General features: G+C 60.6%; 18 protein-coding genes and 5 tRNA genes. 8 read left to right on the top strand and 15 right to left on the bottom strand.

The window, feature by feature from the left end:
• Positions 1-14 precede the first annotated feature (14 nt).
• Positions 15-998 carry an IS5 family transposase gene (locus ACYU03_RS07870; RefSeq protein ID WP_461887441.1) on the top strand — a complete coding sequence of 328 codons (984 nt, stop codon included), beginning with the start codon at positions 15-17 and terminating at the stop codon, positions 996-998.
• A 208-nt stretch (positions 999-1206) separates the two neighbouring features.
• Here ACYU03_RS07870 and ACYU03_RS07865 read toward each other — a convergent pair whose 3' ends face one another.
• From ACYU03_RS07865 to ACYU03_RS07850, 4 genes are all read right to left on the bottom strand, one after another.
• On the bottom strand, positions 1207-1734 hold the full coding sequence (locus ACYU03_RS07865) for an RIO1 family regulatory kinase/ATPase domain-containing protein (RefSeq protein ID WP_461891418.1): 528 nt from the start codon (positions 1732-1734) through the stop codon (positions 1207-1209).
• A gap of 158 nt (positions 1735-1892) precedes the next feature.
• Entirely contained in the window at positions 1893-3425 is a 1533-nt protein-coding gene (locus tag ACYU03_RS07860; protein WP_461889498.1) for a DHA2 family efflux MFS transporter permease subunit, read from the bottom strand.
• A 4-nt stretch (positions 3426-3429) separates the two neighbouring features.
• The gene (locus ACYU03_RS07855) at positions 3430-4608 is read right to left on the bottom strand and encodes an HlyD family efflux transporter periplasmic adaptor subunit (RefSeq protein ID WP_461889497.1); all 1179 of its coding nucleotides are present in this window, start codon (positions 4606-4608) and stop codon (positions 3430-3432) included.
• The gene (locus ACYU03_RS07850) at positions 4605-6023 is read right to left on the bottom strand and encodes an efflux transporter outer membrane subunit (protein ID WP_461891417.1); all 1419 of its coding nucleotides are present in this window, start codon (positions 6021-6023) and stop codon (positions 4605-4607) included. The genes ACYU03_RS07855 and ACYU03_RS07850 overlap by 4 nt, the downstream gene beginning before the upstream one ends.
• Before the next feature lie 254 nt (positions 6024-6277).
• Between ACYU03_RS07850 and ACYU03_RS07845 the strand changes: the two genes are divergently transcribed.
• Both ACYU03_RS07845 and ACYU03_RS07840 read left to right on the top strand, forming a co-directional pair.
• On the top strand, positions 6278-6946 hold the full coding sequence (locus ACYU03_RS07845) for a TetR/AcrR family transcriptional regulator (protein WP_461889496.1): 669 nt from the start codon (positions 6278-6280) through the stop codon (positions 6944-6946).
• Between the two features lie 337 nt (positions 6947-7283).
• Positions 7284-8192: a LysR family transcriptional regulator gene (locus tag ACYU03_RS07840; protein ID WP_461889494.1), complete on the top strand. Its 909-nt coding sequence runs from the start codon at positions 7284-7286 to the stop codon at positions 8190-8192.
• A gap of 24 nt (positions 8193-8216) precedes the next feature.
• Here ACYU03_RS07840 and ACYU03_RS07835 read toward each other — a convergent pair whose 3' ends face one another.
• A complete protein-coding gene (locus ACYU03_RS07835) occupies positions 8217-8516 on the bottom strand; it encodes a helix-turn-helix domain-containing protein (RefSeq protein WP_071559761.1) in 300 nt (99 codons plus the stop codon).
• 123 nt (positions 8517-8639) lie between these two features.
• Between ACYU03_RS07835 and ACYU03_RS07830 the strand changes: the two genes are divergently transcribed.
• Positions 8640-9281, top strand: a complete 642-nt coding sequence (locus ACYU03_RS07830) for a substrate-binding domain-containing protein (RefSeq protein ID WP_461889491.1) — start codon at positions 8640-8642, stop codon at positions 9279-9281.
• 54 nt (positions 9282-9335) lie between these two features.
• Here ACYU03_RS07830 and ACYU03_RS07825 read toward each other — a convergent pair whose 3' ends face one another.
• From ACYU03_RS07825 to ACYU03_RS07800, 6 genes are all read right to left on the bottom strand, one after another.
• The gene (locus tag ACYU03_RS07825; protein WP_461889489.1) at positions 9336-11279 is read right to left on the bottom strand and encodes a tyrosine-type recombinase/integrase; all 1944 of its coding nucleotides are present in this window, start codon (positions 11277-11279) and stop codon (positions 9336-9338) included.
• A 226-nt stretch (positions 11280-11505) separates the two neighbouring features.
• Positions 11506-11581 (bottom strand) — tRNA-Gly (locus ACYU03_RS07820).
• An 85-nt stretch (positions 11582-11666) separates the two neighbouring features.
• Positions 11667-11742, bottom strand: a tRNA-Gly gene (locus ACYU03_RS07815).
• A gap of 3 nt (positions 11743-11745) precedes the next feature.
• Positions 11746-11821: transfer RNA gene (locus ACYU03_RS07810), tRNA-Glu, on the bottom strand.
• Between the two features lie 89 nt (positions 11822-11910).
• Positions 11911-11986, bottom strand: a tRNA-Gly gene (locus ACYU03_RS07805).
• A gap of 2 nt (positions 11987-11988) precedes the next feature.
• Positions 11989-12064, bottom strand: a tRNA-Glu gene (locus ACYU03_RS07800).
• Between the two features lie 356 nt (positions 12065-12420).
• Here ACYU03_RS07800 and ACYU03_RS07795 point away from each other — a divergent pair.
• Entirely contained in the window at positions 12421-13188 is a 768-nt protein-coding gene (locus ACYU03_RS07795) for a hypothetical protein (RefSeq protein WP_461889487.1), read from the top strand.
• Between the two features lie 149 nt (positions 13189-13337).
• Here the strand turns inward: ACYU03_RS07795 and ACYU03_RS07790 are convergent, their stop codons facing one another.
• The gene (locus ACYU03_RS07790) at positions 13338-13820 is read right to left on the bottom strand and encodes a GAF domain-containing protein (protein ID WP_461889485.1); all 483 of its coding nucleotides are present in this window, start codon (positions 13818-13820) and stop codon (positions 13338-13340) included.
• Positions 13817-14707 (bottom strand): ATP-binding protein, encoded by an 891-nt coding sequence (locus tag ACYU03_RS07785; RefSeq protein ID WP_461889483.1) that lies wholly within the window; start codon positions 14705-14707, stop codon positions 13817-13819. Before ACYU03_RS07785 ends, ACYU03_RS07790 begins: the two co-directional genes overlap by 4 nt.
• A gap of 135 nt (positions 14708-14842) precedes the next feature.
• On the opposite strand from ACYU03_RS07785, the gene ACYU03_RS07780 reads away from it, so the two are divergent.
• Positions 14843-17203 carry a response regulator gene (locus ACYU03_RS07780; protein ID WP_461891416.1) on the top strand — a complete coding sequence of 787 codons (2361 nt, stop codon included), beginning with the start codon at positions 14843-14845 and terminating at the stop codon, positions 17201-17203.
• Here the strand turns inward: ACYU03_RS07780 and ACYU03_RS07775 are convergent.
• Positions 17193-17681, bottom strand: coding sequence for a glutathione peroxidase (locus ACYU03_RS07775; RefSeq protein WP_461889481.1), 489 nt, complete (start codon positions 17679-17681; stop codon positions 17193-17195). The two genes, ACYU03_RS07780 and ACYU03_RS07775, sit on opposite strands and share 11 nt — an antisense overlap.
• 15 nt (positions 17682-17696) lie before the next feature.
• On the bottom strand, positions 17697-18092 hold the full coding sequence (gene msrB, locus ACYU03_RS07770) for a peptide-methionine (R)-S-oxide reductase MsrB (protein ID WP_461889479.1): 396 nt from the start codon (positions 18090-18092) through the stop codon (positions 17697-17699).
• A 167-nt stretch (positions 18093-18259) separates the two neighbouring features.
• Here msrB and ACYU03_RS07765 point away from each other — a divergent pair, with 167 nt between their 5' ends.
• Entirely contained in the window at positions 18260-19471 is a 1212-nt protein-coding gene (locus ACYU03_RS07765) for a pyridoxal phosphate-dependent aminotransferase (protein WP_461889477.1), read from the top strand.
• Positions 19472-19801: 330 nt separating this feature from the next.
• On the top strand, positions 19802-20689 hold the full coding sequence (htpX, locus tag ACYU03_RS07760) for a protease HtpX (RefSeq protein ID WP_461889475.1): 888 nt from the start codon (positions 19802-19804) through the stop codon (positions 20687-20689).
• Positions 20690-20730: the final 41 nt, after the last annotated feature.

The following is a 20730-nucleotide window of genomic DNA, read 5'->3' as shown; positions in this document are numbered from 1 at the left end:
AGCAAGCCTTGCCCATGAGTCAGATGAGCTTCTCCGATTTCGAGTACGCCGGTAAGCGCAAGCAGACCCGCCGAGAGCGTTTCCTGGCCGAAATGGAGCAGGTCGTGCCGTGGAGCGGGTTGGTCGCGTTGATCGAGCCGCACTATCCAAAGGCCGGTGGCGGTCGTAAGCCTTATGCATTGGAAACGATGCTGCGCATTCACTTGTTGCAGAACTGGTTTTCGCTGAGCGATCCGGCGATGGAAGAAGCGTTGTACGAGATCACCTCTATGCGCCAGTTTGCTCGGCTGACGCTAAGCGCGCCGATTCCCGAAGACACGACGATCATGAATTTCCGACACCTCCTGGAGAAGCATCAGCTCGCAGCAGGGATTCTGGAAACCATCAACAACTATCTGCAAGACAAAGGCCTGTCACTGCGCCAGGGCACGATTGTCGATGCCACGATCATCCATGCGCCCAGTTCGACCAAGAACAAGGAAGGCAAGCGCGATCCAGAGATGCATCAAACCAAGAAAGGCAACCAGTACTTCTTCGGCATGAAGGCGCATATCGGCGCCGATGTTGAGTCGGGGCTGGTGCATCACGTTCACGGCACTGCCGCGAACGTCGCAGACGTGACGGAAGTCGCGCAACTGCTGCATGGTGAGGAGAATGTCGTCTGTGCGGATGCGGGTTATACAGGTGTCGAGAAACGACCAGAGCATGAAGGGCGGCAGGTGATCTGGCAGATCGCAGCCCGACGCAGCACCTACAAACGCTTGAGCAAACGCAGCGCGCTGTACAAGGCCAGACGCAAGATCGAAAAGGCCAAAGCCCAGGTACGTGCCAAGGTCGAACACCCATTTCGGGTGATCAAGCGCCAATTCGGCTATGTGAAGACCCGCTTCCGTGGGTTGGCCAAGAACACGGCGCAATTGACCACGTTGTTTGCGCTGTCGAATCTGTGGATGGCGCGCCGGCAGTTATTGAGCCCTGCGGGAGAGGTGCGCCTGTAAGGTGCGATAACCAGGGCTGAGCCCTGGCTATCGCAATGATCGGCGGCCGAAATCGAGTCGGCCTGGGTCAAGATGCCGTTCAGTGCTGGTCGCTGAGTAACTTGTTCGGAGTTTCCTTAGCGCTTTTTGTGCTTTCATGACTCAACTCCTTGTAAATGCACAACCAAAAACCTTTCGCGAATAGGATGGAAGGGGCAGCCGATTGGAACTAACATCGTTTTCTTCCAAGAAAGACGCGCTTCCAACCATTTCTCAGAATCTGAATCCAGCGTGGGTCGGCCAATAGATTGACCTCTATGGGAGAAGTAAGTCCTGTGACGCGCTGACGGAGTTTCAGAAAGTTCTTCAGATCGCTACGGCGCAGTTGTCGGCATAGATAGCAGTTGCGCAGCCAAGCTGGCGAATGCCAAGCAGAGGCAAAATCGATAAGCACGGGTACACCCGCTCTGACGATGACATTGGTGCCATGCAGATCGTTGTGAGTGATGTTCTCGGAGTGCAACTTGCACAATGCAGCTTGCAGTTGATCGAGAACTTCGTGGCCCACATGTCCAACGCTCTGACTGAGCGTTTCGCCTGGAATGAATTCCATGCTGAAAGCCAGCGTGCTTATCCCGATCAAGGATGGAGCATGACGCCAGCCGGCCAGCCGTCGCAGAATTGCGATTTCATTCCTTACTAGGATTCGGGCTGGCAACGCTAAAAGAGTCCCGTGATAACGTCGGTAATCTTTCACTACCACGGGGGGGGATCGTCTGCACGAATGACGTAGACATCCGGTTTGAGCAATCTCGCGCCGCGCTGGAGCAAGCAGGTGATATAGAAACCGGCTCTGTGATGTGGCGGCAATAGCGCGACGCTCATGGCGAACTACCTGTTAGATATTGCTGAGAATCAGTGCCCCGAGACTTTCTTGAGTGGCCCTTTCGGCCGCTTGGCCAGCCAGATCGCACCAATTGAGAGAAGCATCAGGACGGTCGCCAGCGCATAGAAATCGTTCGTGGCTAGCATTACGGCCTGGCCATCTACCATGCGCGAGAAGAACGCTGTTGAACTAGATTGCGGGATGCCCGCGCGGATCGCTGCGGAGGCGATTTGCTGCCCTGCGTTCGGGTCGATGATTGCGACAAGCTCGGAGCGGCTTGCCTTCGACATATGCTCCCAATAGGTTTGAGTCAGTGACGACCCGAGCGCCATTGAAAGGACGCGCAGGAAGTTTTGCAGGCCGGCTCCATTTGCAACGCGCTCGGGGGGGAGGTCGGATACCCCGAGGGAGGTCAGCGTAATCATGCATGCGGGAATACCAGCGCCGAGCACAAACATCGCAATAGCCACCGACATGAAATCGGCCTGTGACGTTAGATGCGCCCGCATGAAGAACGAGACGGCCAGCACACCCATGCCGTAGGTGACGATCCAGCGAGGGTCGAGCTTTGGCAGGAGGCGACCGACGATCGGAGAAGATGCCACCGCGAGAATGCCCATCGGCGCGGTGGCAAAGCCCGCCCATGTCGCCGTGTAGCCCATCTGCTGCTGGAGCCACAGGGGTGTCAGCACGATGTTGCCAAAGAAGATGCCGAACATCAGGCTCAGCGTGATTGTGGACACCAGCCAGTTGCGCGAGCGAAAGACGCTGAGGTCGATCACGGGGTCGGAATCCGTGAGTTCCCAAATAATCAGATAGATCAGAGAAATCGCCGCGACGATCGCGCAAGTGACCACCAACGGCGAAGCGAACCAGTCCAACTCGCGGCCCTTGTCGATCATGATCTGGAAACTGGTGACGAAGACCACCAGAAGGGCCAAGCCAACTCCGTCAATGCGAGATCGCTCAGTGGGTTCGTCCCGGCCTTGAAGCACTTTCAAGGCACCGAGCATGACCAGAACGCCAAACCCGAAGTTGATGTGGAATACCCAGCCCCAATGCCAGTTGTCCGAAATGATCCCGCCTAGGATGGGGCCGAAGATCGGAGCGACGACCGTCATCATTCCCCACAAAGAGAGCGCGATGTTCGACTTGTTCTTAGGGAACACCGCCAGCATCAGCGTTGATGAGAGTGGAATCAGTGGGCCGCCGGCAAGGCCTTGCATCACGCGAAAGAAGATGAGGCTTTCCAGAGACCACGACAAGCCGCAGCACACAGAGAACAAAACGAACGCCACCACGCAGACCATGAACAGCCGTACTTCGCCAACCTGGCGGACGAGCCAGCCGGTCAAGGGGATCGTGATGGCCTCAGCGACTGCGTAAGACGTGATGATCCAAGTGCCTTGACTTGTCGAAACGCCCATCGAGCCCGAGATGGTGGGCATGGCCACGTTGGCAATGGTGGTGTCCAGCACCACCATGAAGTTCGCCAGAGACAGAATGACAGCCGCGATGACAAGATCCGTCCCGGATAGCGGTTTATGTTCCGAGGAAGCCATTTCACTACCTCGCAGCAACAGGCTTGGAGTCAGCGTGGTCGCTCAGATCGACGGTAGCCTCCATGGACAGGCCGACCCGCAGCGGATGCTGCTTCAACTGCTCGGGCTCAAGCCGAATCCGGACCGGCAGTCGCTGAACCACCTTGATCCAGTTGCCAGTGGCGTTCTGCGCTGGGATAGCTGCGAAGGCAGAACCTGATCCCCCGGCGAAGCCCTCGACGCGGCCCTTGTAGACGACATCGCTGCCGTAAAGATCCGAGGTCAGTTCCACGTGCTGTCCAGGACGTACCTTCTGCAACTGGCCTTCCTTGAAATTTGCATCGACATAGATACGGTCGACCGGAACAATGGTCATCAGCCGCATGCCTGCCTGAACCTGCTGCCCAGTCTCCACCGACCGTTGTGCCACTACTCCATCGAAAGGCGCTCGCAGTACGGTTCGTTCGAGATTCACGCGCGCTTGGTTGAGCTTTGCTTTTGCCATGAGTACGGCCGGGTTGTCTTCGACCGTGCTGTCGGCGATCAGCGCCGAGTTAGCTGTCCGCGCGCCGCTTGCGGCTTCGCGTGCGGCCTCGGCTGCGCGAACGCGGGCATTGGCTTGTTCCAGCGCGGCACGTGCCTCGCGTAACTGCGTCTGCGCATTAGTCAGCTCTTCCTTGGACACCGCACCCTCTTCAACCAGGTTCTGCCTGCGGCGCTCGTCAATGACTGCCTTCTCATAAGCGGCGGTCGCGCGGGTTAGGTCGCTACGGGCAGTGGCGATTTCCGCCGCACGCAAGGACACTTGTCCCGCGAGGCTCTGGTCATTTCCCATCAATTGCCGCACTTGGCGCTGGGTACGCGCCAAGTCCGCCTCAGCCTGCGCGACGGCGATCTTGGCGTCGGTATCGTCGATAACGACCAGCACGTCGCCGGTTTTGACGGAATGCGTGTCGCTGACTTTGACTTCCTTTACAGGGCCGGCAACAAGCGGCGTGATCTGAGCCACTTCCGCTGCCGTATAGGCGTTGTCAGTGGTAACGGATTTTCCTGCGAACAGAAGTTCCCATGCACCGTAAAGAACGCCGATAGCAACCAAGCCGGTCGTCACAATGAGAACGAGACGTTTGCGCTTCGCCTTCTGTTGCGAAGCGTCCGGCTTCGCGGAGGATTCCTGGGAGTCGGGGGACATCGGATCACTCATTGGGACACCTGTTCATTCATTGAAGAGTCGGAGAAGCCGCCACCAAGGGCTTTGGTCAGAGCAACGTCGAGGGAAAGGCCCCGTACCCACAGGGCAGTAGCGGCCATCCGCGCATTGAGCACGGCATCCTCTGTCGTCAGCACGGTTTGATAGTTGGAGAGGCCGCCCTCGTAACGGCGTTTGGCAAGCTGATAGGCTTTATCGCTGCTGACGACTGCCGACTCCGTTGCATCGAGGCGGGTTGGAAGCGCTTGCAGGCTCCTCACCGCGTCTGCGGTTTCTCTCAGCGCTTGAACCAGCGCATCGTTGTAGCTGGCGACCGAGAACTCATATTCGGCCCAAGCCTGGCTGTAGTTCGCACGGAGCCGTCCACCCTCGAAGATGGGCAAATGAATGGCGACTCCGGCACGGCCCGAATCGGAACCCGAGTCGAACAGGCGATTCAGACCCAGCGACTCGTAGCCCACCAAGGCCACCAGATTGACGCTGGGATAAAAGCCTGCCTTCGCAACGCCGATACGCTTGGCCGCCGCCTCCACGCGCCACCTGGCTGCCACGATTTCAGGCTTGCGCCCGATCAGATCGCTCTTCAGCGTCTCCGGGAGCGCCAGGGACAAATTCGGCGAAAGATGTGTCTCGCGGATGTCCAGACCACGATCTGGCCCGCGCCCCAGCAGCGCTGCGATTCCATTGCGGGCCAGTTCGATTCTTTCTTCCACGTCAGCCAAGTCAGCCCGTGCCAGCTTGGCCCTTGCATGCGCTTGTTCCAGCGTTGTCTGTGTGTCGAGGCCCTGGTCAACGCGCCGCATGGCCAAGCGCTCGGAATCCTCGCGGTTTTTGAGTGTTTCCGTCGCCAGGTCGCGTTGGACATTCAGGCCATTGAGTTGGATGTAGCGGCTTGCAAGCTCCGTCGTCAGGAGGACACGAGCCGCAGCGGCATTGGCCTGCACCGCCAACGCCTCAGATGTGGCCGAATCCAGCGCGGAGCGGTTCTTGCCCCAAAAATCGAGTTCCCAGCCGAAATTCAGAGAGGCCGCACCGTAGTCGTTCCACCCTTTAGGAACGACATCCCGAGGGAAGATGCTGTTGTACGTCAGCTTCTGCTCGCTTGCGGATGCATCTAGCGACACAGAGGGCAGCAGGGCCGCCCGCGCACCCTTCGATCGTGCAATAGCGGCGTTGAGACGGGCCTGTGCCTGTGCCATGGATGGTGCATTGGCCAATGCCTCGTCCATCAACTGGTCAAGTTGCGGATCGCCAAAGGACTTCCACCACGCCTGCGTCGGCCATTCGCCGACTGGGGCGGCGAGGCTCTTGTCGGCCGTAAACCCATCCATCGAGGCCGGCTTTTTCATTGGCCCCAAGTCTGGGATGGCAGCGCAGGACGCCAGAACGGCGCAACAGATCGCCACCATTGCGGTTCGACACAATGCAGCGGTCGGTTTGATCGACGCAGGACGCTGAAGCGAAGGGCTTGACATTGGAACTCACTCGAAGCTTGGCATGGCGCGATACTATACCGAGCGGTTCGGTATAGTCAAGCGATGAAGTTGGCGTTAATGTTGAACAATAGAAGAATATTTCATTCAAACAAGAACGAACCGCTCGGTTTGAATTTTACGCCCTATGTGGTATCGTTCGACTATTTCTGCGGCGTTGGAACGAACATATGGTCACTTCATCAGCGCACTCAAAAGCGAATGCGTCACCCAAGCAGCCCTCGTCCACCGGGGGGGCAGTGCAGTCAGAAAAAGCGCGCCTAGTCCTGGCTGGCGCGAAGTCGGTCTTCCTCGCCAACGGCTTCAGCGCCGCAACGACCGACTTGATCCAGCAGGCGGCCGGCGTATCGAAATCGACGGTTTACGCGCACTACCCAAACAAGGAAGCCTTGTTCGTGGCCGTCGTCGAGGCTGAATGTGAACGTTTGCTCAGGGCCGTCCGTAAAGCCGAGTTTTCAGGCGAGCGACTTGCCGACGTTTTGAAAGAAATGGCACTCGCCTACTTGGAGATCGTGCTGTCGCGCGACGGCTTGGCGCTATATCGCATGATTGCGTCCGAAGCTCCGCGATTCCCCGAGCTTGGGCGATGCTTCTATCTGGCAGGTCCCACCGCCATGAACAACATCGTCGCAGAGACGCTGGAGGCTGCTGCTGAGAGAGGTGAACTGGATCTCGGGAGTATCGGACTGGATTCTGCTGCCACTCTCTTTGTGAACATGGTTCGCGGCGACGCTCAAATGCAGTGCGTGATGCATCCCGATGCGCCAGCATCTGCGGCCCAGCGGGATCGTTGGGCAAAAGATGCAGTTACTGCATTTCTTCTCGCGTTTCGGAAGTAATGACGGCTGAGTGGTGTTGCTGCCTAAGTACAGCTTAGACCGCCTTGAGAAGAAGGGCATGATCCAGAGAGCGACGCACGAGCGCGTGGATCGCACGCACGATCACAGAGTTATCGAAATAGTTCTGACTGAGCGTGGACACAGTGCGATAGGCGAGTTGAAGTCACACTGGCGCTCCGCACTTGCGGAATTGTCGAATGCGTTCAAACAAAGCGAAATACATGGCTTGTTGCGCCCGCTAGAACTGTGCAACCAGAACGCTCTTCATCTCGCTCTCGATTGCAAACCGTTGTCCGTCACAGAACCACGGCCGTGAAACGGAAATCGGGGGCGCTTCATGGAGCTACGTCACCTTCGCTGCTTTGTCGTCCTCGCCGAAGAACTGCATTTCACCCGCGCCGCCGAGCGCCTGCATATCGAGCAGCCACCCTTGTCTCGGGCGATCAAGGAACTGGAGGATGAGCTAGGCGTCCTGCTCTTCGACCGCGACCGCAGGGGAACCCGGCTGACCGCAGCAGGCACCGCGTTCCTGCAAGACACTCGCCGACTATTCACCGTCTTGGAACAGGCACGCGAGAATGCCAAGGCCATCGCAGCGGGCTCGCGAGGCAGCCTGCGCATCGCGGTGTCCGATGGCGCGATCGACCCCTGGCTACCGGATTTTCTTGCCAGTTGCCGCGCTGAAGAGCCAGACATCGAGATCCGCTTGTGCGAGGTACCGTTGGCCGAACAGTTGCGCGGCCTGCGTGCCGGCGACTTCACCATCGGGTTCGCGCACACGGCCGAAGTCGGCGACGACATTGTTGCCGAGCCGATCTGGCAAGACCCGCTGGTGATCGCCGTACCAGTCAGGCATGAACTGCTTGTTCACAAGGCGGTCCCGCTCCATGAACTCGGCGGCCACCCACTCGTACTGTGCGATCCACAGGTATGCGAAGGTTACTGTCGTGAACTGGCTCGGCTTCTACGGCTTCTGGAACGCGAACCGAATGTGGTCGAACACGTCTCCTCGCTGGAGATGATGCTTACCCTGGTCAGCGCGGGCTTTGGTGTCGGTTTCACGACGGCGACCAGGGTTGCCATCAGTCCACGACCAGATGTGCTTACCCGCCCTCTGGCGGTGGAATCGGCAGTAATCACGACCTATCTGCTCCGGCTCGGCGGCGGCGACGCACCGGCTTCGCTGGAGCGATTCATCGTTCGTCTGCGCGATCTCGTCCGCCTACGTGACAGTCTGGGTAGCTGACAGCCCCATCATCGACGGTCACCCTCAAGAATCGGTGTTGCCGCCGGTGCCAAGGTAGCGCTCCGTTGCAGCCATCAATTCAGCAGCGCTTATTCTGAGCGCCATGGCAATTTTCAATATGAGAGGAAGCGTGGGCACGTGCTCCCCGCGCTCGATCTTGCCCATGTGCGAGCGCGAGATGCCTGCCCTAGATGCAAACTCGTCTTGAGCGATGCCTTGAGCGACGCGCGCAGCGCGCACGGCCTGCCCAAAGGCTAACGCTGGCTCGGATTCATATGTCGATGTGCCAGAGGGGCGGCCTGGCTGAATAGTGGGCTTCTGCATTAGCAGAAGCGTCGAACAATCTTCCGAAATTAACCACGTTAAAGTTATAGACGTTAAAGTTCGCTCTTAACTATCATGTCGGCTTGCCCTCGACCTGCCGCTTAGCCGCCTTGCGGCGCCATCATGCACAACGCCATCGGCCAGTTCTCCCGTCTCAGGCTTGCCATAGCGCCAGGCGTGCCGTCGTCAAAGCTCTCGGCGCTGCTGGCGCTGCAACGCGCGGAAGAGCCGGATGTCACCCTCGCGTTCTTCGAGGTTTCAGATGACGATCTGCGTGAGGGACTCCATGAGAGCCGCTACGACGCAGGGCTATCGGTTCAGGGATCGAGCGACGCGGCCCTGAAAATCCAGCCGTTGTGGATCGAGGAGATGGCCGTTGCCGTGCCTCCACGGTTCCCTTTGCTTGACCAGGCGACACTCACGATCGCCGATCTGTTGGACTACTCGCTGTATCGCTGGCAGGCGGAAATCTGCTCCAAGTTGGATGAGCGGCTTTCCAACCTCCTGCCGACCGGTCGGCAGAACATCCAGTACGTGACCTCATTTGGCCTGTTGGCCACGTGGGTCGCGGCCGGATATGGCGTCGGAGTGTCCTCGCAATCGCGCATCGCGCATGCCCATAGATGGGGAATCACGATGCGGCCGCTCATCGATGGCCCCTACGAGATCGTGACGCATTTGCAGCGCCCCAAGGAGGAAACCAGTTCAGTTGTGGACCGGTTCGAGCGTAGAGCGCTGCAAGTTGCCGGGACGGGGGCTGCATAGTGGACGCCCCCTATGGCCGGGGTAACAACCCCGGCCATAGGTTCCAGCGCGAAGTTAGGCCCCCTCTAACACCGCTGCGCTATCCACTAGCCGACGGACGCTCTGCCGCACATCCTCGGGGATGGGCCGCAAGGCAATGGCTTCGGGCGCATCCTCATGGCGCTGGTAGTCGCCCACGATGACCCGGATGATGGCGGGCACGTTGGTCGGCGTGACCGCATCGATGGCCGCGCGATCACCCAGGTCAGGGTGCGGCTGGGTCAGCATGCGGTACAGGTCCCACGAATCCGCGTGCGGGCACTGGTTCATGAGCACCTGGGCCAGCTTGTGCTTGAGCGGCACCAGTTGCCAGTCGGGAACCCGCTGCCCCCGATTGCCCAGGCTGATGGACAGCAGCTTGCCCGCCTTCAGCTCGCGGTTGATCTGATCCTTGGACTTACCGGCCAGCTTGCCGAACAGCGGGACCGGCAGATTGTTCGGCGACTCGTACATGGCCAGCATTTCCTCGCGCTCGCGCTGGATGGCGGAGACTTCCGGCTCCGGGGCGTGCACCGGAGGCGGAGGCACCTGCGACAGCCGCTGGAACGTGATTCCGCCGCTGTTGGGGGTCACGACGATGGGCGTGGCCACCACGGGCGGCACGCCGGGGGCAGCGGGCTCGGCCACCGCGGGGATCGCGCCCACCACTTCCTCCACTTCCGCCATCGCCGGCACCCCGTCGATGCGGATGGTCAGGTGCACGCTCGCGGCTTCCACTTCGCCCTGTTCGAGCAGGTCGAGGCGATCGGCCCAGTCCTGCATCATGCGGCGTCGCGGCTCCACGTACTTGGCGTGGTTGTAGGCCGAGCTGACCTTGTTCGGGTCGGAGTGCGAAAGCTGCGCATCCACCCAAATCTTCGGGTATCCGATCTCGTTGAGCGCGGTCGAGATGGTGCCGCGGATGCCGTGGCCGGTCAGGCGCCCCTCATATCCCATGAGCTGCACGGCCTTGTTGAGGGTGTTCTCGCTGATGCGCTTCTTGAGTTCGCTGCGATGCGACAGCAGGTACTTCTGCGCCGGCCGCATCACGCCCAGGAGATAGCGCACAATCTCGATGGCCTGCAGGGACAGGGGCACGATGTAGGGCGGCACGTCCTGCGGCCGCTTGCCGGCCTTGCGCATTTCGTCCTGGAGCTGCTTGACGACCTGCGGCGGAATGATCCACAAGCCGCGGTCGAGGTCGAATTGCTCAGGTTCGGCCAGCCGTAACTCGCCCGTGCGCACCCCCGTCAGGAACAGCAGACGGACACCAAGCTGGGTCTGCCAGCCGCGGGGGTTGTAGCGCCGGAGCTTCTGAAGGAACTCGGGCAGCTCGGGCAGGTGCAGGTAGGGGTTGTGCGCCACCGGAGGCTTGGGTTCGGCCACCACGTCCAGGTCCGCGGCCGGGTTGACTTCCAGCCCCTCGGCGATGACCAGGGCATAGCGGAACATCTGGTTGAACCAGGTGCGGACCTTCTCGGCGGTGGTGAACGCCTTGCGCTTCTCGATCGCCGCCACGACGCCTACGAGCTGGGGCCGACGAATGTCGTAGATCGACATCTTCCCCAGGGTGGGCAGCACGTCCTTGTTGAAGATACGCAGGATCTGTGAAAGCGTGCTTTGACGGCCTTCCTTGAGTTCCTTGCGGCGATGCTCGACCCAGGCATCGAAGACGTTCTTGAAGGTGTATTCGCCTGCCAGCCTGGCCGCGTGCCGCCGCTGGTCGCGCTCAATCTGGGGATCGATCCCCCTGGCGAGCAGAGACTGGGCCTTGTCCCGCTCGGCGCGGGCCTCGCGCAGGCTGAGGGCGGGATAGCCGCCCAAGGACATGCGCTTTTGCTTGCGCAGCCAGCAGTAGCGGAAGATCCATGACTTGCCGCCTGCGGCAGAGACCATCAGGCTCAGGCAGTCGTTGTCGTGGAGGGTGTAGCGTTTGCCGGTGGTCCTTGCCTGCCGGACTGTCAGATCAGAGAGTGCCATTTCGAGGCTCCTAAGTGATGACTTAGGCCCTATGCTCGTCATGGTTCCCGCTCAGCCCCAGCAACTATCCGGAAGCCGTCTCACCCGTATTCCTGTGCCTAGATTGGAGCCTAAAAAAGGCTGGCTGTGGGTGGATTTCCGTGGCGCTCGCTGGAATGAAAAAAGGGGCCGAAGCCCCTCTTTTCAACGACTTACAGCCCTCAGTAGAAATCTGTAGATCATAACTTGGAGCGGGAAACGAGACTCGAACTCGCGACCCCGACCTTGGCAAGGTCGTGCTCTACCAACTGAGCTATTCCCGCATTGTGAAACTTTACCGCTTTTGGCGTGAAGCGCCTTGACGACCTTCACCACCACTGCACTGCATAGACGCCACAGTATTTAAACTGGAGCGGGAAACGAGACTCGAACTCGCGACCCCGACCTTGGCAAGGTCGTGCTCTACCAACTGAGCTATTCCCGCAAATGGCGTCCCCTAGGGGACTCGAACCCCTGTTACCGCCGTGAAAGGGCGGTGTCCTAGGCCACTAGACGAAGGGGACACACAACGCTTTTCAGCGCACCAGGCTTTCCTTTCGAAGCATCCTGGATTTCTTTTTCCAGCACCGCCCGAAAGCAATGCCGTGGAAACTGGAGCGGGAAACGAGACTCGAACTCGCGACCCCGACCTTGGCAAGGTCGTGCTCTACCAACTGAGCTATTCCCGCAATGGCGTCCCCTAGGGGACTCGAACCCCTGTTACCGCCGTGAAAGGGCGGTGTCCTAGGCCACTAGACGAAGGGGACACACTACATCTTTTCACTCCCTGCCACGTATCGCTGTGTGCTTTACGCTGCAAGTGGCGCGCATTCTAGGGATGCCTTTAAAAGCCGTCAACCCCTTTCTATAAATTTATTGAAATCAATGACTTCGCACTGACCTGCAAGTCAATCCGCTGCACGCCCAGGGATTGACGTTGATTTTCTGACGGCTTGGCGGCAAGCTCGCGGCAAAGTGCCATCAACACGGTTCACTGATTGCGCACAGTGGCTGCGCGGAGGCAGGCTTACCCAGTGATCAGCGATCTGCCAGGCAGCCCTACCCGCTCCCAGTCGAACCCACTACACTCGATTTGTAAAACTTCATAAATGAGGCGCTAACGGTGACCCCACTCCTGATCACCCTGCTCATCGTCGCGGGCATCGCGTTACTGATCGTGATCGGCTATCTCAACAATGTGGTCGAGAACAACAAGCTCGAACGCGCCCGGCTCAAGATCGAGCTGGCCGAACGCCTGCGCCGCTGCGGTGAAATCACCGAGACCTTCCCGGGCCAGTTGATGACCCCGGCGCTCAAGCTGCTGCTGACCCGCCTGGAGCTCAACCTCAATCAGCGTCAGTTGGCGGCAGACAAAAACAATGCCGCGATCGAGTCGCGCATCGCCGAACTCGAGAGCCTGATCGCCCAGGGCGAAAACCTGCCGGTGAACAACCCGCCCAGCCCGATCCAGACCGAGGTCAAGGCCAAGGATGTGCGTTTTCTGCTTGAAGCCCTGCATAGCCAGATCGTGCGCGCCACTCAGGAAGGCTTCCTGCAGGCCAGCGAAGGCAAGCGTTGGGTCAAGGAGATCCGTCATATTCTGGTGTTGCTGCACATCGAGTTCTTCAACAACCTGGGGCAGCACGCGCTGCAACAGGACCAACCCGGACAAGCCCGCCTGGCCTTCGAGCGCGGCGTGCAGTACCTGCGCAAACAACCGGAGCCGGCGGTCTATCAGGAACAGTTGACCTACCTGGAGAAACTGCTGGCACGGGCCAATGCCCAAGTGTTGGACCAATTGGAGCCGGCGGCGGATGAAGTGAATGAACTGACCCAGGGGCTCAAGACCGACGAGGACGAAACCTGGAAAAAGAAAGCGATCTACGACTGAAAGACGGGTTGGATAGGCGATCCATGGTTGGTGGCAAGTACGGTATTGCTTGTACCGACCATTCGCGGGCAAGCCCGCTCCTAACAGGGCCCTGCATACGCTGAACCTTCAGAACGAAAGAGGGGCCGTCGCCGGCCCCTCTTGTATTTTCAGCAGTCGCTCAACTCAAGGAAGATCCCCGCCAGCTTCTCCAAGCCAATCTGGTCAGCCTCGCTGAAGCGCCCCACCTTCGGGCTGTCCAGATCCAGCACGCCGATCAAGCGGCCCTCCTTGACCAATGGAATCACCAACTCGCTGTTCGAGGCGCTGTCACAGGCAATATGCCCGGGAAACGCGTGCACGTCCTCGACCCGCTGGGTCTGCCGGGTCTTCGCCGCCGCACCGCAGACGCCTCGATCAAAGGGAATACGCACGCAAGCCACCTGGCCCTGGAACGGGCCGAGCAGCAGCTCTTCGTTGCGGTTGAGGTAGAAGCCTGCCCAGTTCAGGTCCTCGACCTGATGGAAGAGGAACGCCGAAAACTGTGCGGCGTTGGCAATGAAGTCACGCTCGTCAGCGAACAACGCCTGCACTTGCGCGGCCAGCAGGTCGTAGCCGTCGAGACCGGCGCCACTGGCATTAAGGTCGATCATCGTTTTTGCTCCAGCAATTGCAGCCCGACCCAATAGCGGGCGAACTGGTAGGCACAACGGCCGTTACGGTTGCCACGCCCGGTTGCCCAGCGCACGGCGAGTTTGTCCAGCTCTTCATCACGCTGCCAGCGCAGCCCGGCCGCGCTTGCCAACTGGCCGATCCAGTGCTCGACGACATTAAGGAAGTGTTCCTGGGTGAAGGGGTAGAACGACAGCCACAGCCCGAAGCGGTCCGACAGGGCGATCTTGTCCTCGACCGCCTCGTTGGGGTGCAGCTCGCCGTCAACCATCTTCCAGTTTTCGTTGTCGCTCTGCCTCTCAGGCACCAAGTGACGGCGGTTGGAGGTGGCGTACAGCAGCACGTTATCCGGCGCCTGCTCCAACGAGCCGTCGAGCACGCTCTTGAGTACCCGGTAATCGCCCTCCCCGGCTTCGAACGACAGGTCGTCGCAGAACAGTACGAAACGCTGCTCGAGCTTGTGCAACTGCTCGACCACCCGTGGCAGGTCGGCCAGGTGATCGCGCTCGATCTCGATCAGGCGCAGGCCGGCCTTGGCGTGTTCGGCCAGCAGCGCGCGGACCAGCGACGACTTGCCTGTGCCACGCGAACCCCACAGCAAGGCGTGGTTGGCCGGCATGCCACTGATGAACTGATGGGTGTTACGGCCCAGTTGCTCACGTTGTTTGTCGACACCGATCAGGTCGCTCAGACGCATGTCCAGGCTGACTTCCAGCGGCATCAGGTAGCCGCTGCGGCCATCGCGCTGCCAGCGTGCGGCCAGGGTGGTGTTCCAGTCGATGTGCGGGCGCGGGGCCGGCAACAGAGGTTCGAGGCGCGCCAGGACGGATTCGGCGCGTTCGAGGAATGCATTCAAGCGGGGGTCCATGATGGCTCCTAACAAGACAGGTTCAAGGGCGAGGCTCGAGGGTAGTCAGGCAACTCTTGGTACAAGTGCCACGGCCCTGCATTCGAGCAAGGCTGAATGTTGGACAGGCCCGCCAGCAGCCGGGGCTATTCGGCTATGCTTGCGCAGCGCACGGAACGTGAAACTGGCTCGGGACTCATGGATATCAAGTTCACCAATCGCCTGTCCTACAAGCAAGCCCGGCTGACAGTCCTGGTCGGCTTCATCCTGGGAACATTGCTCAGTCTCATCCAGATCGGTATCGATTATGCCAGCGAAGACGCCTCTATCAACCGTGAAGTTCAAGCACTGCTGCAAATCAGTCACAACCCGGCCTCACGCATCGCCTACAACATCGATGCAGAACTCGCTCAGGAACTGACCGGCGGCCTGCTGCAATCCCCGGCCATCATCCGTGCCCGCCTGATCGACAATAACGAGACCGTGCTCGCCGACGTTCAGCGCCCACGCCAGGAAGACCGCTACCGGATGCTGAGCGACTTCCTCTTCGGCGAGCAGCGTCAGTTCCAGGACCGCCTGGCACTCGACCACATGCCGGATGAATACCTGGGCACCCTGTACCTGGATGTCGACACCTACACCTTCGGTAGCCGCTTCCTCGACCGCGCCGGGGTCACCCTATTCAATGGCTTCGTCCGCAGCCTGGTGCTGACCGGCATCCTCCTGGCGCTGTTCTACATCATGTTGACCAAACCCCTGGTCACGGTGATCAGCACCCTGAGCAACAACGACCCGCGCCGCCCCGAAAACGCCAAGCTGGCCTGCCCTCACGGCCATGAGAACGACGAGATCGGCGTGCTGGTCAAGGTCGCCAACCAGCAGTTCGTCACCATGGCCACCGAGATCCAGCAACGGCGCAATGCCGAGAACCGCCTGACCGACTACCTCAACGAACTGGAGAACATCGTCTCGGCGCGCACCAATGAACTCAAGGCCAGCAACAGTCGCTTGAGCCAATCCAACCAGGAGCTGGAAGAAGCCCGCCAGCGAGCGCTGGAGATGGCCCAGGCGCGCGCGGCGTTCCTGGCCAACATGAGCCATGAGATCCGCACCCCGCTCAATGGCCTGCTGGGCATGATTGCTCTGGCGCTGGACAGTCCCCTCAACGCCGAACAGCGCCAACAGCTGTCGATCGCCCATGATTCGGGCAAAGTACTGGTGGAACTGCTCAACGATATCCTCGACCTGTCCAAGTTCGACGCCGGCCAGCTGGAACTGGAACGCATCCCTTTCGACATGGGCGCCCTGGTCGAGGACACCGCCAACCTGCTGTCGCAGAACACCGCGCCGAGCGTCGAGCTGACCTGCCTGATCGACCCAGCGTTTCCCAGCACGGTCCTAGGCGACCCGACGCGGGTACGGCAGATCGTCAGCAACCTGCTGTCCAACGCCTTGAAGTTCACGCGCTTCGGTCGTGTCGATGTGCGCCTGGGCACTTATCCCGGCGGCGTGCGCTTGGACGTGCGCGACACAGGGATCGGCATTCCGGTGGAAGCCCAGACGCGTATCTTCCAGCCTTTCATCCAGGCCGGTGCCGGCATCACCCGGCAATATGGCGGCACCGGCCTGGGCCTGGCCCTGACCAACAATCTCTGCCAAGCCATGCAGGGCCGCCTGAGCATCGATTCGGAGTCCGGCTTCGGCAGCCAATTCAGCGCCGAGCTACCCTTACCCATCCATACCGAAGCCGTACCGCCAATGCCACTGCAAGGCCAGGTGGTGGCCTTGAGCAATGCCAGCAGCGGCCTGGCCGAACTGCTGCAGATGCTCCTGCCCAGCTGGGGCCTGGACTACCAGCGCTATGACCGCGTCAGTGAACTGAACGGTGACAGCCCTGACCTACTGATCACCGACGACCTCGACAGCCTGTCCAGGCTGCGCCCAGCGCTCAACGCGCCGATCCTGCTGGTCACCGCCTACGGCAACTTCCTGCCCAGCGAACAGGCCACGCAGTTGGCGCCACTGCAACAACAGGCCCGGCCGCTGGCGCGCAATGCCCTGTACCAGACCTTGCGCCATATCCTGCAGGGCAACGACTTCAACACACTACCGCCAGGTGACGGCCCCGCCAGCAACTTGCGTCGCGCACGTATCCTGCTGGTCGAGGACAACCCGGTGAACCAGTTGGTAGCCAAGGGCATGCTGGCCAAGCTGGGCTGCCAGGTGCAGGTCGCCGCCCAAGGCGCCGAGGCCCTCGGGCTGTTGGAGCAGCAGGGCTTCGACATAGTGCTGATGGACTGCAACATGCCGGTGATGGACGGCTACGAGGCCAGCCGGAGAATCCGCCAGAGCGGGCGCTGGCCGGACCTGCCGATCATCGCCCTGACCGCCAACGCCATGCCCGAAGAGCGCGAACGCTGCCGCACCGCGGGCATGAACGACTACCTGGCCAAGCCGTTCCGGCGAGAGGAACTGCTGGCCCTGATCGACCACTGGGTGCCGCCGCTCAGCGACTGAGCAACTGCTCGATCGAGGCGCTCAGGGCCTCAGGCTTGGTGGTCGGCGCATAACGGCTGACCTTGCCGTTGGCCGGGTCGATGAGGAATTTGGTGAAGTTCCACTTGATCTTCTGTGTACCCAACACGCCCGGCGCGCGCTTCTTCAGCTCGACGAACAGCGGATGGGCGCCGTCGCCGTTGACCTCGACCTTGCGGAACAGCGGAAAGCTCACACCGAAGTTGGCCTCGCAGAACTGCGCGATCTCGCGGGCATCGCCTGGCTCCTGCTTGCCGAACTGGTTGCAGGGAAACCCCAGCACCACCAGCCCGCGCTCCCGGTAATCCCGCCACAGTTGCTCGAGGCCTTTGTACTGCGGGGTGAAGCCACACTGGCTGGCGGTGTTGACCACCAGCAGGGCCTTGCCCGGGAAGTCACCCAGGACCTTGTGCTCACCGCCGAGGGTGACCCAAGGGATGTTCAGCAATGCATCGCTCATGATGGGCTCTCCTGGTCAGTCGCGAGGCTTGAAGTCCAGACAGACCGAGTTGATGCAGTAGCGCAACCCGGTCGGTGGCGGACCATCGGGGAACACATGGCCCAGGTGCGCGTCGCACTGGGCACAGGTGACCTCGGTGCGGATCATGCCGTGGGAGGTGTCGCGGATCTCGATCATCGCGCTGTCCTCGATCGGCGCATAGAAGCTCGGCCAGCCGCAGCCGGAGTCGAACTTGGTGCCCGAATCGAACAGCGGCGCCTGGCAGCAGATGCAATGATAGACACCGTCCGCCTTGTGGCTGTTGTACTTGCCACTGAAGGGGCGTTCAGTGCCTTTGAGGCGGCACACCTGGTATTGCGCGGGATCAAGCATCGCGCGCCATTCTTCCAGGGTTTTCTCGATCTTCGTCATGACTGGACCTCGGCAGGCTAAAAACCCCGCGCACTGTCTTTTCCCTGGCGCGGGCGGCACGTATATTATTGCGCCTCTATCTCAGACATCAGTCTGGCACCCGCTACGTGCGCATTTCAAACCTTTTGACGGCCATGCGCGGCGACATTTCCAATCGGGATCACATCATGCAGTTCAGCAAATCGAACAAGCTTGCCAATGTCTGCTACGACATTCGCGGCCCAGTGCTCAAGCACGCCAAGCGCCTGGAAGAGGAAGGCCACCGCATCCTCAAGCTGAACATCGGCAACCCGGCGCCCTTTGGCTTCGAGGCGCCGGACGAGATTCTCCAGGACGTGATCCGCAACCTGCCGACCGCCCAGGGCTACAGCGACTCCAAGGGCCTGTTCAGCGCGCGCAAGGCAGTGATGCAGTACTGCCAGCAGAAGCAGATCGAAGGCGTGAGCATCGAGGACATCTACCTGGGCAACGGCGTCTCCGAGCTGATCGTGATGTCCATGCAGGCCCTGCTCAACAACGGTGACGAAGTGCTGATCCCGGCGCCGGACTACCCGCTGTGGACCGCTGCGGTGAGCCTGTCCGGCGGCAAGCCGGTGCATTACCTGTGCGACGAGGAGGCCGACTGGTTCCCTGACCTTGAGGACATCAAGGCCAAGATCACCCCAAACACCAAGGCCCTGGTGATCATCAACCCGAACAACCCGACCGGCGCCGTGTACTCGCGCGAGCTGCTGCTGGGCATGCTGGAACTGGCGCGCCAGCACAACCTGGTAGTGTTCTCCGACGAGATCTACGACAAGATCCTCTACGACGAAGCCGTGCACATCAGCACCGCCTCGCTGGCCCCGGACCTGCTCTGCCTGACCTTCAACGGCCTGTCCAAGTCGTACCGGGTGGCGGGCTTCCGCTCCGGCTGGCTGATCATCTCCGGGCCCAAGCAGCACGCCCAGAGCTATATCGAAGGCATCGACATGCTGGCCAACATGCGCCTGTGCGCCAACGTGCCGGCCCAGCACGCGATCCAGACCGCTCTCGGCGGCTACCAGAGCATCAACGACCTGGTGCTGCCACCGGGCCGCCTGCTGGAACAGCGCAACCGCACCTGGGAGCTGCTCAACACCATCCCGGGTGTCAGTTGCGTCAAGCCGATGGGTGCGCTGTACGCATTCCCACGGATCGACCCGAAAGTCTGCCCGATCCTCAACGACGAAAAGTTCGTACTCGACCTGCTGCTGTCCGAAAAACTGCTGATCGTCCAGGGCACCGCCTTCAACTGGCCATGGCCGGACCACTTCCGCGTGGTGACCCTGCCACGGGTCGACGACCTGGAGCAGGCGATTGGGCGTATAGGCAACTTCCTACAAACCTATCAACAGTAAAAACAGCTGAGTACCGAGGCCCGGGACTGCATTCATGCCGTCATCGCAGGCCTCGGCTCTCAAGGCCGACGCAGGGCCTGCACCGGCCGCAAGAATCAAGGCATGCTGGGCCCCTGTGGGAATAGGCGAAGCCTGCGATGGACTGCATCGCAGGCCTGGCTTGTATCTTTCTTACATCCTGCAACGCTCTACCTCACGGCCCAGCGCCTTTCGTCTGTCATACTCCGCGGTACACAGTTTGAAATAGTCGCCCGGTTGAATCACCGGGGCGCCCCCCTTATATACCCCGCAGTACGCGACATTTTCATCCGTCAGGAGAACGTAACAACCATGATGCGCATCTTACTGTTTGTGGCCACCAACCTCGCGGTTGTGCTGATTGCCAGCATTACCCTGAGCCTGTTTGGCTTCAACGGGTTCATGGCAGCCAACGGGGTTGACCTCGACCTCAGCCAGCTGCTGGTCTTCTGCGCTGTGTTCGGTTTCGCCGGTTCCCTGATCTCGCTGTTCATCTCCAAGTGGATGGCGAAGATGAGCACCGGGACCCAAGTCATCACCCAGCCCCGCACCCGCCACGAACAGTGGCTGCTGCAGACCGTCGAGGAGCTGTCCCGCGAGGCCGGCATCAAGATGCCCGAGGTGGGGATCTTCCCCGCCTACGAGGCCAACGCCTTCGCCACCGGCTGGAACCGCAACGACGCCCTCGTCGCCGTCAGCCAGGGCCTGCTGGAGCGCTTCTCACCCGATGAGGTGCGCGCCGTACTGGCCCACGAGATCGGTCACGTGGCCAACGGCGACATGGTCACCCTGGCGCTGGTCCAGGGCGTGGTGAACACCTTCGTGATGTTCTTCGCCCGTATCATCGGCAACTTCGTCGACAAGGTGATCTTCAAGAACGAGGAAGGCCGGGGCATCGCCTTCTTTGTCGCGACCATCGTCGCCGAGCTGGTCCTGGGCATCCTTGCCAGCATTATCGTCATGTGGTTCTCGCGTCGCCGCGAATATCGCGCAGACGAAGTCGGCGCACAGTTGGCAGGCACCGGCGCGATGATCGGCGCCCTACAGCGCTTGCGCTCGGAGCAGGGCCTGCCCGTGCACATGCCGGATACCCTGAAGGCCTTCGGCATCAACGGCGGCCTGAAGCACGGCCTGGCCGGCCTGCTGATGAGCCACCCGCCACTGGAAGACCGCATCGAGGCCCTGCGCCAACGCGGCTGATCCACAGGCACAAAACGGTCTGATGCTGTTCACTTAAACTG

Source organism: Pseudomonas sp. X10, assembly GCF_054889225.1.
Note: the sequence above shows the minus strand (reverse complement) of the source record. Positions and strands in the feature narration are given on the sequence as shown.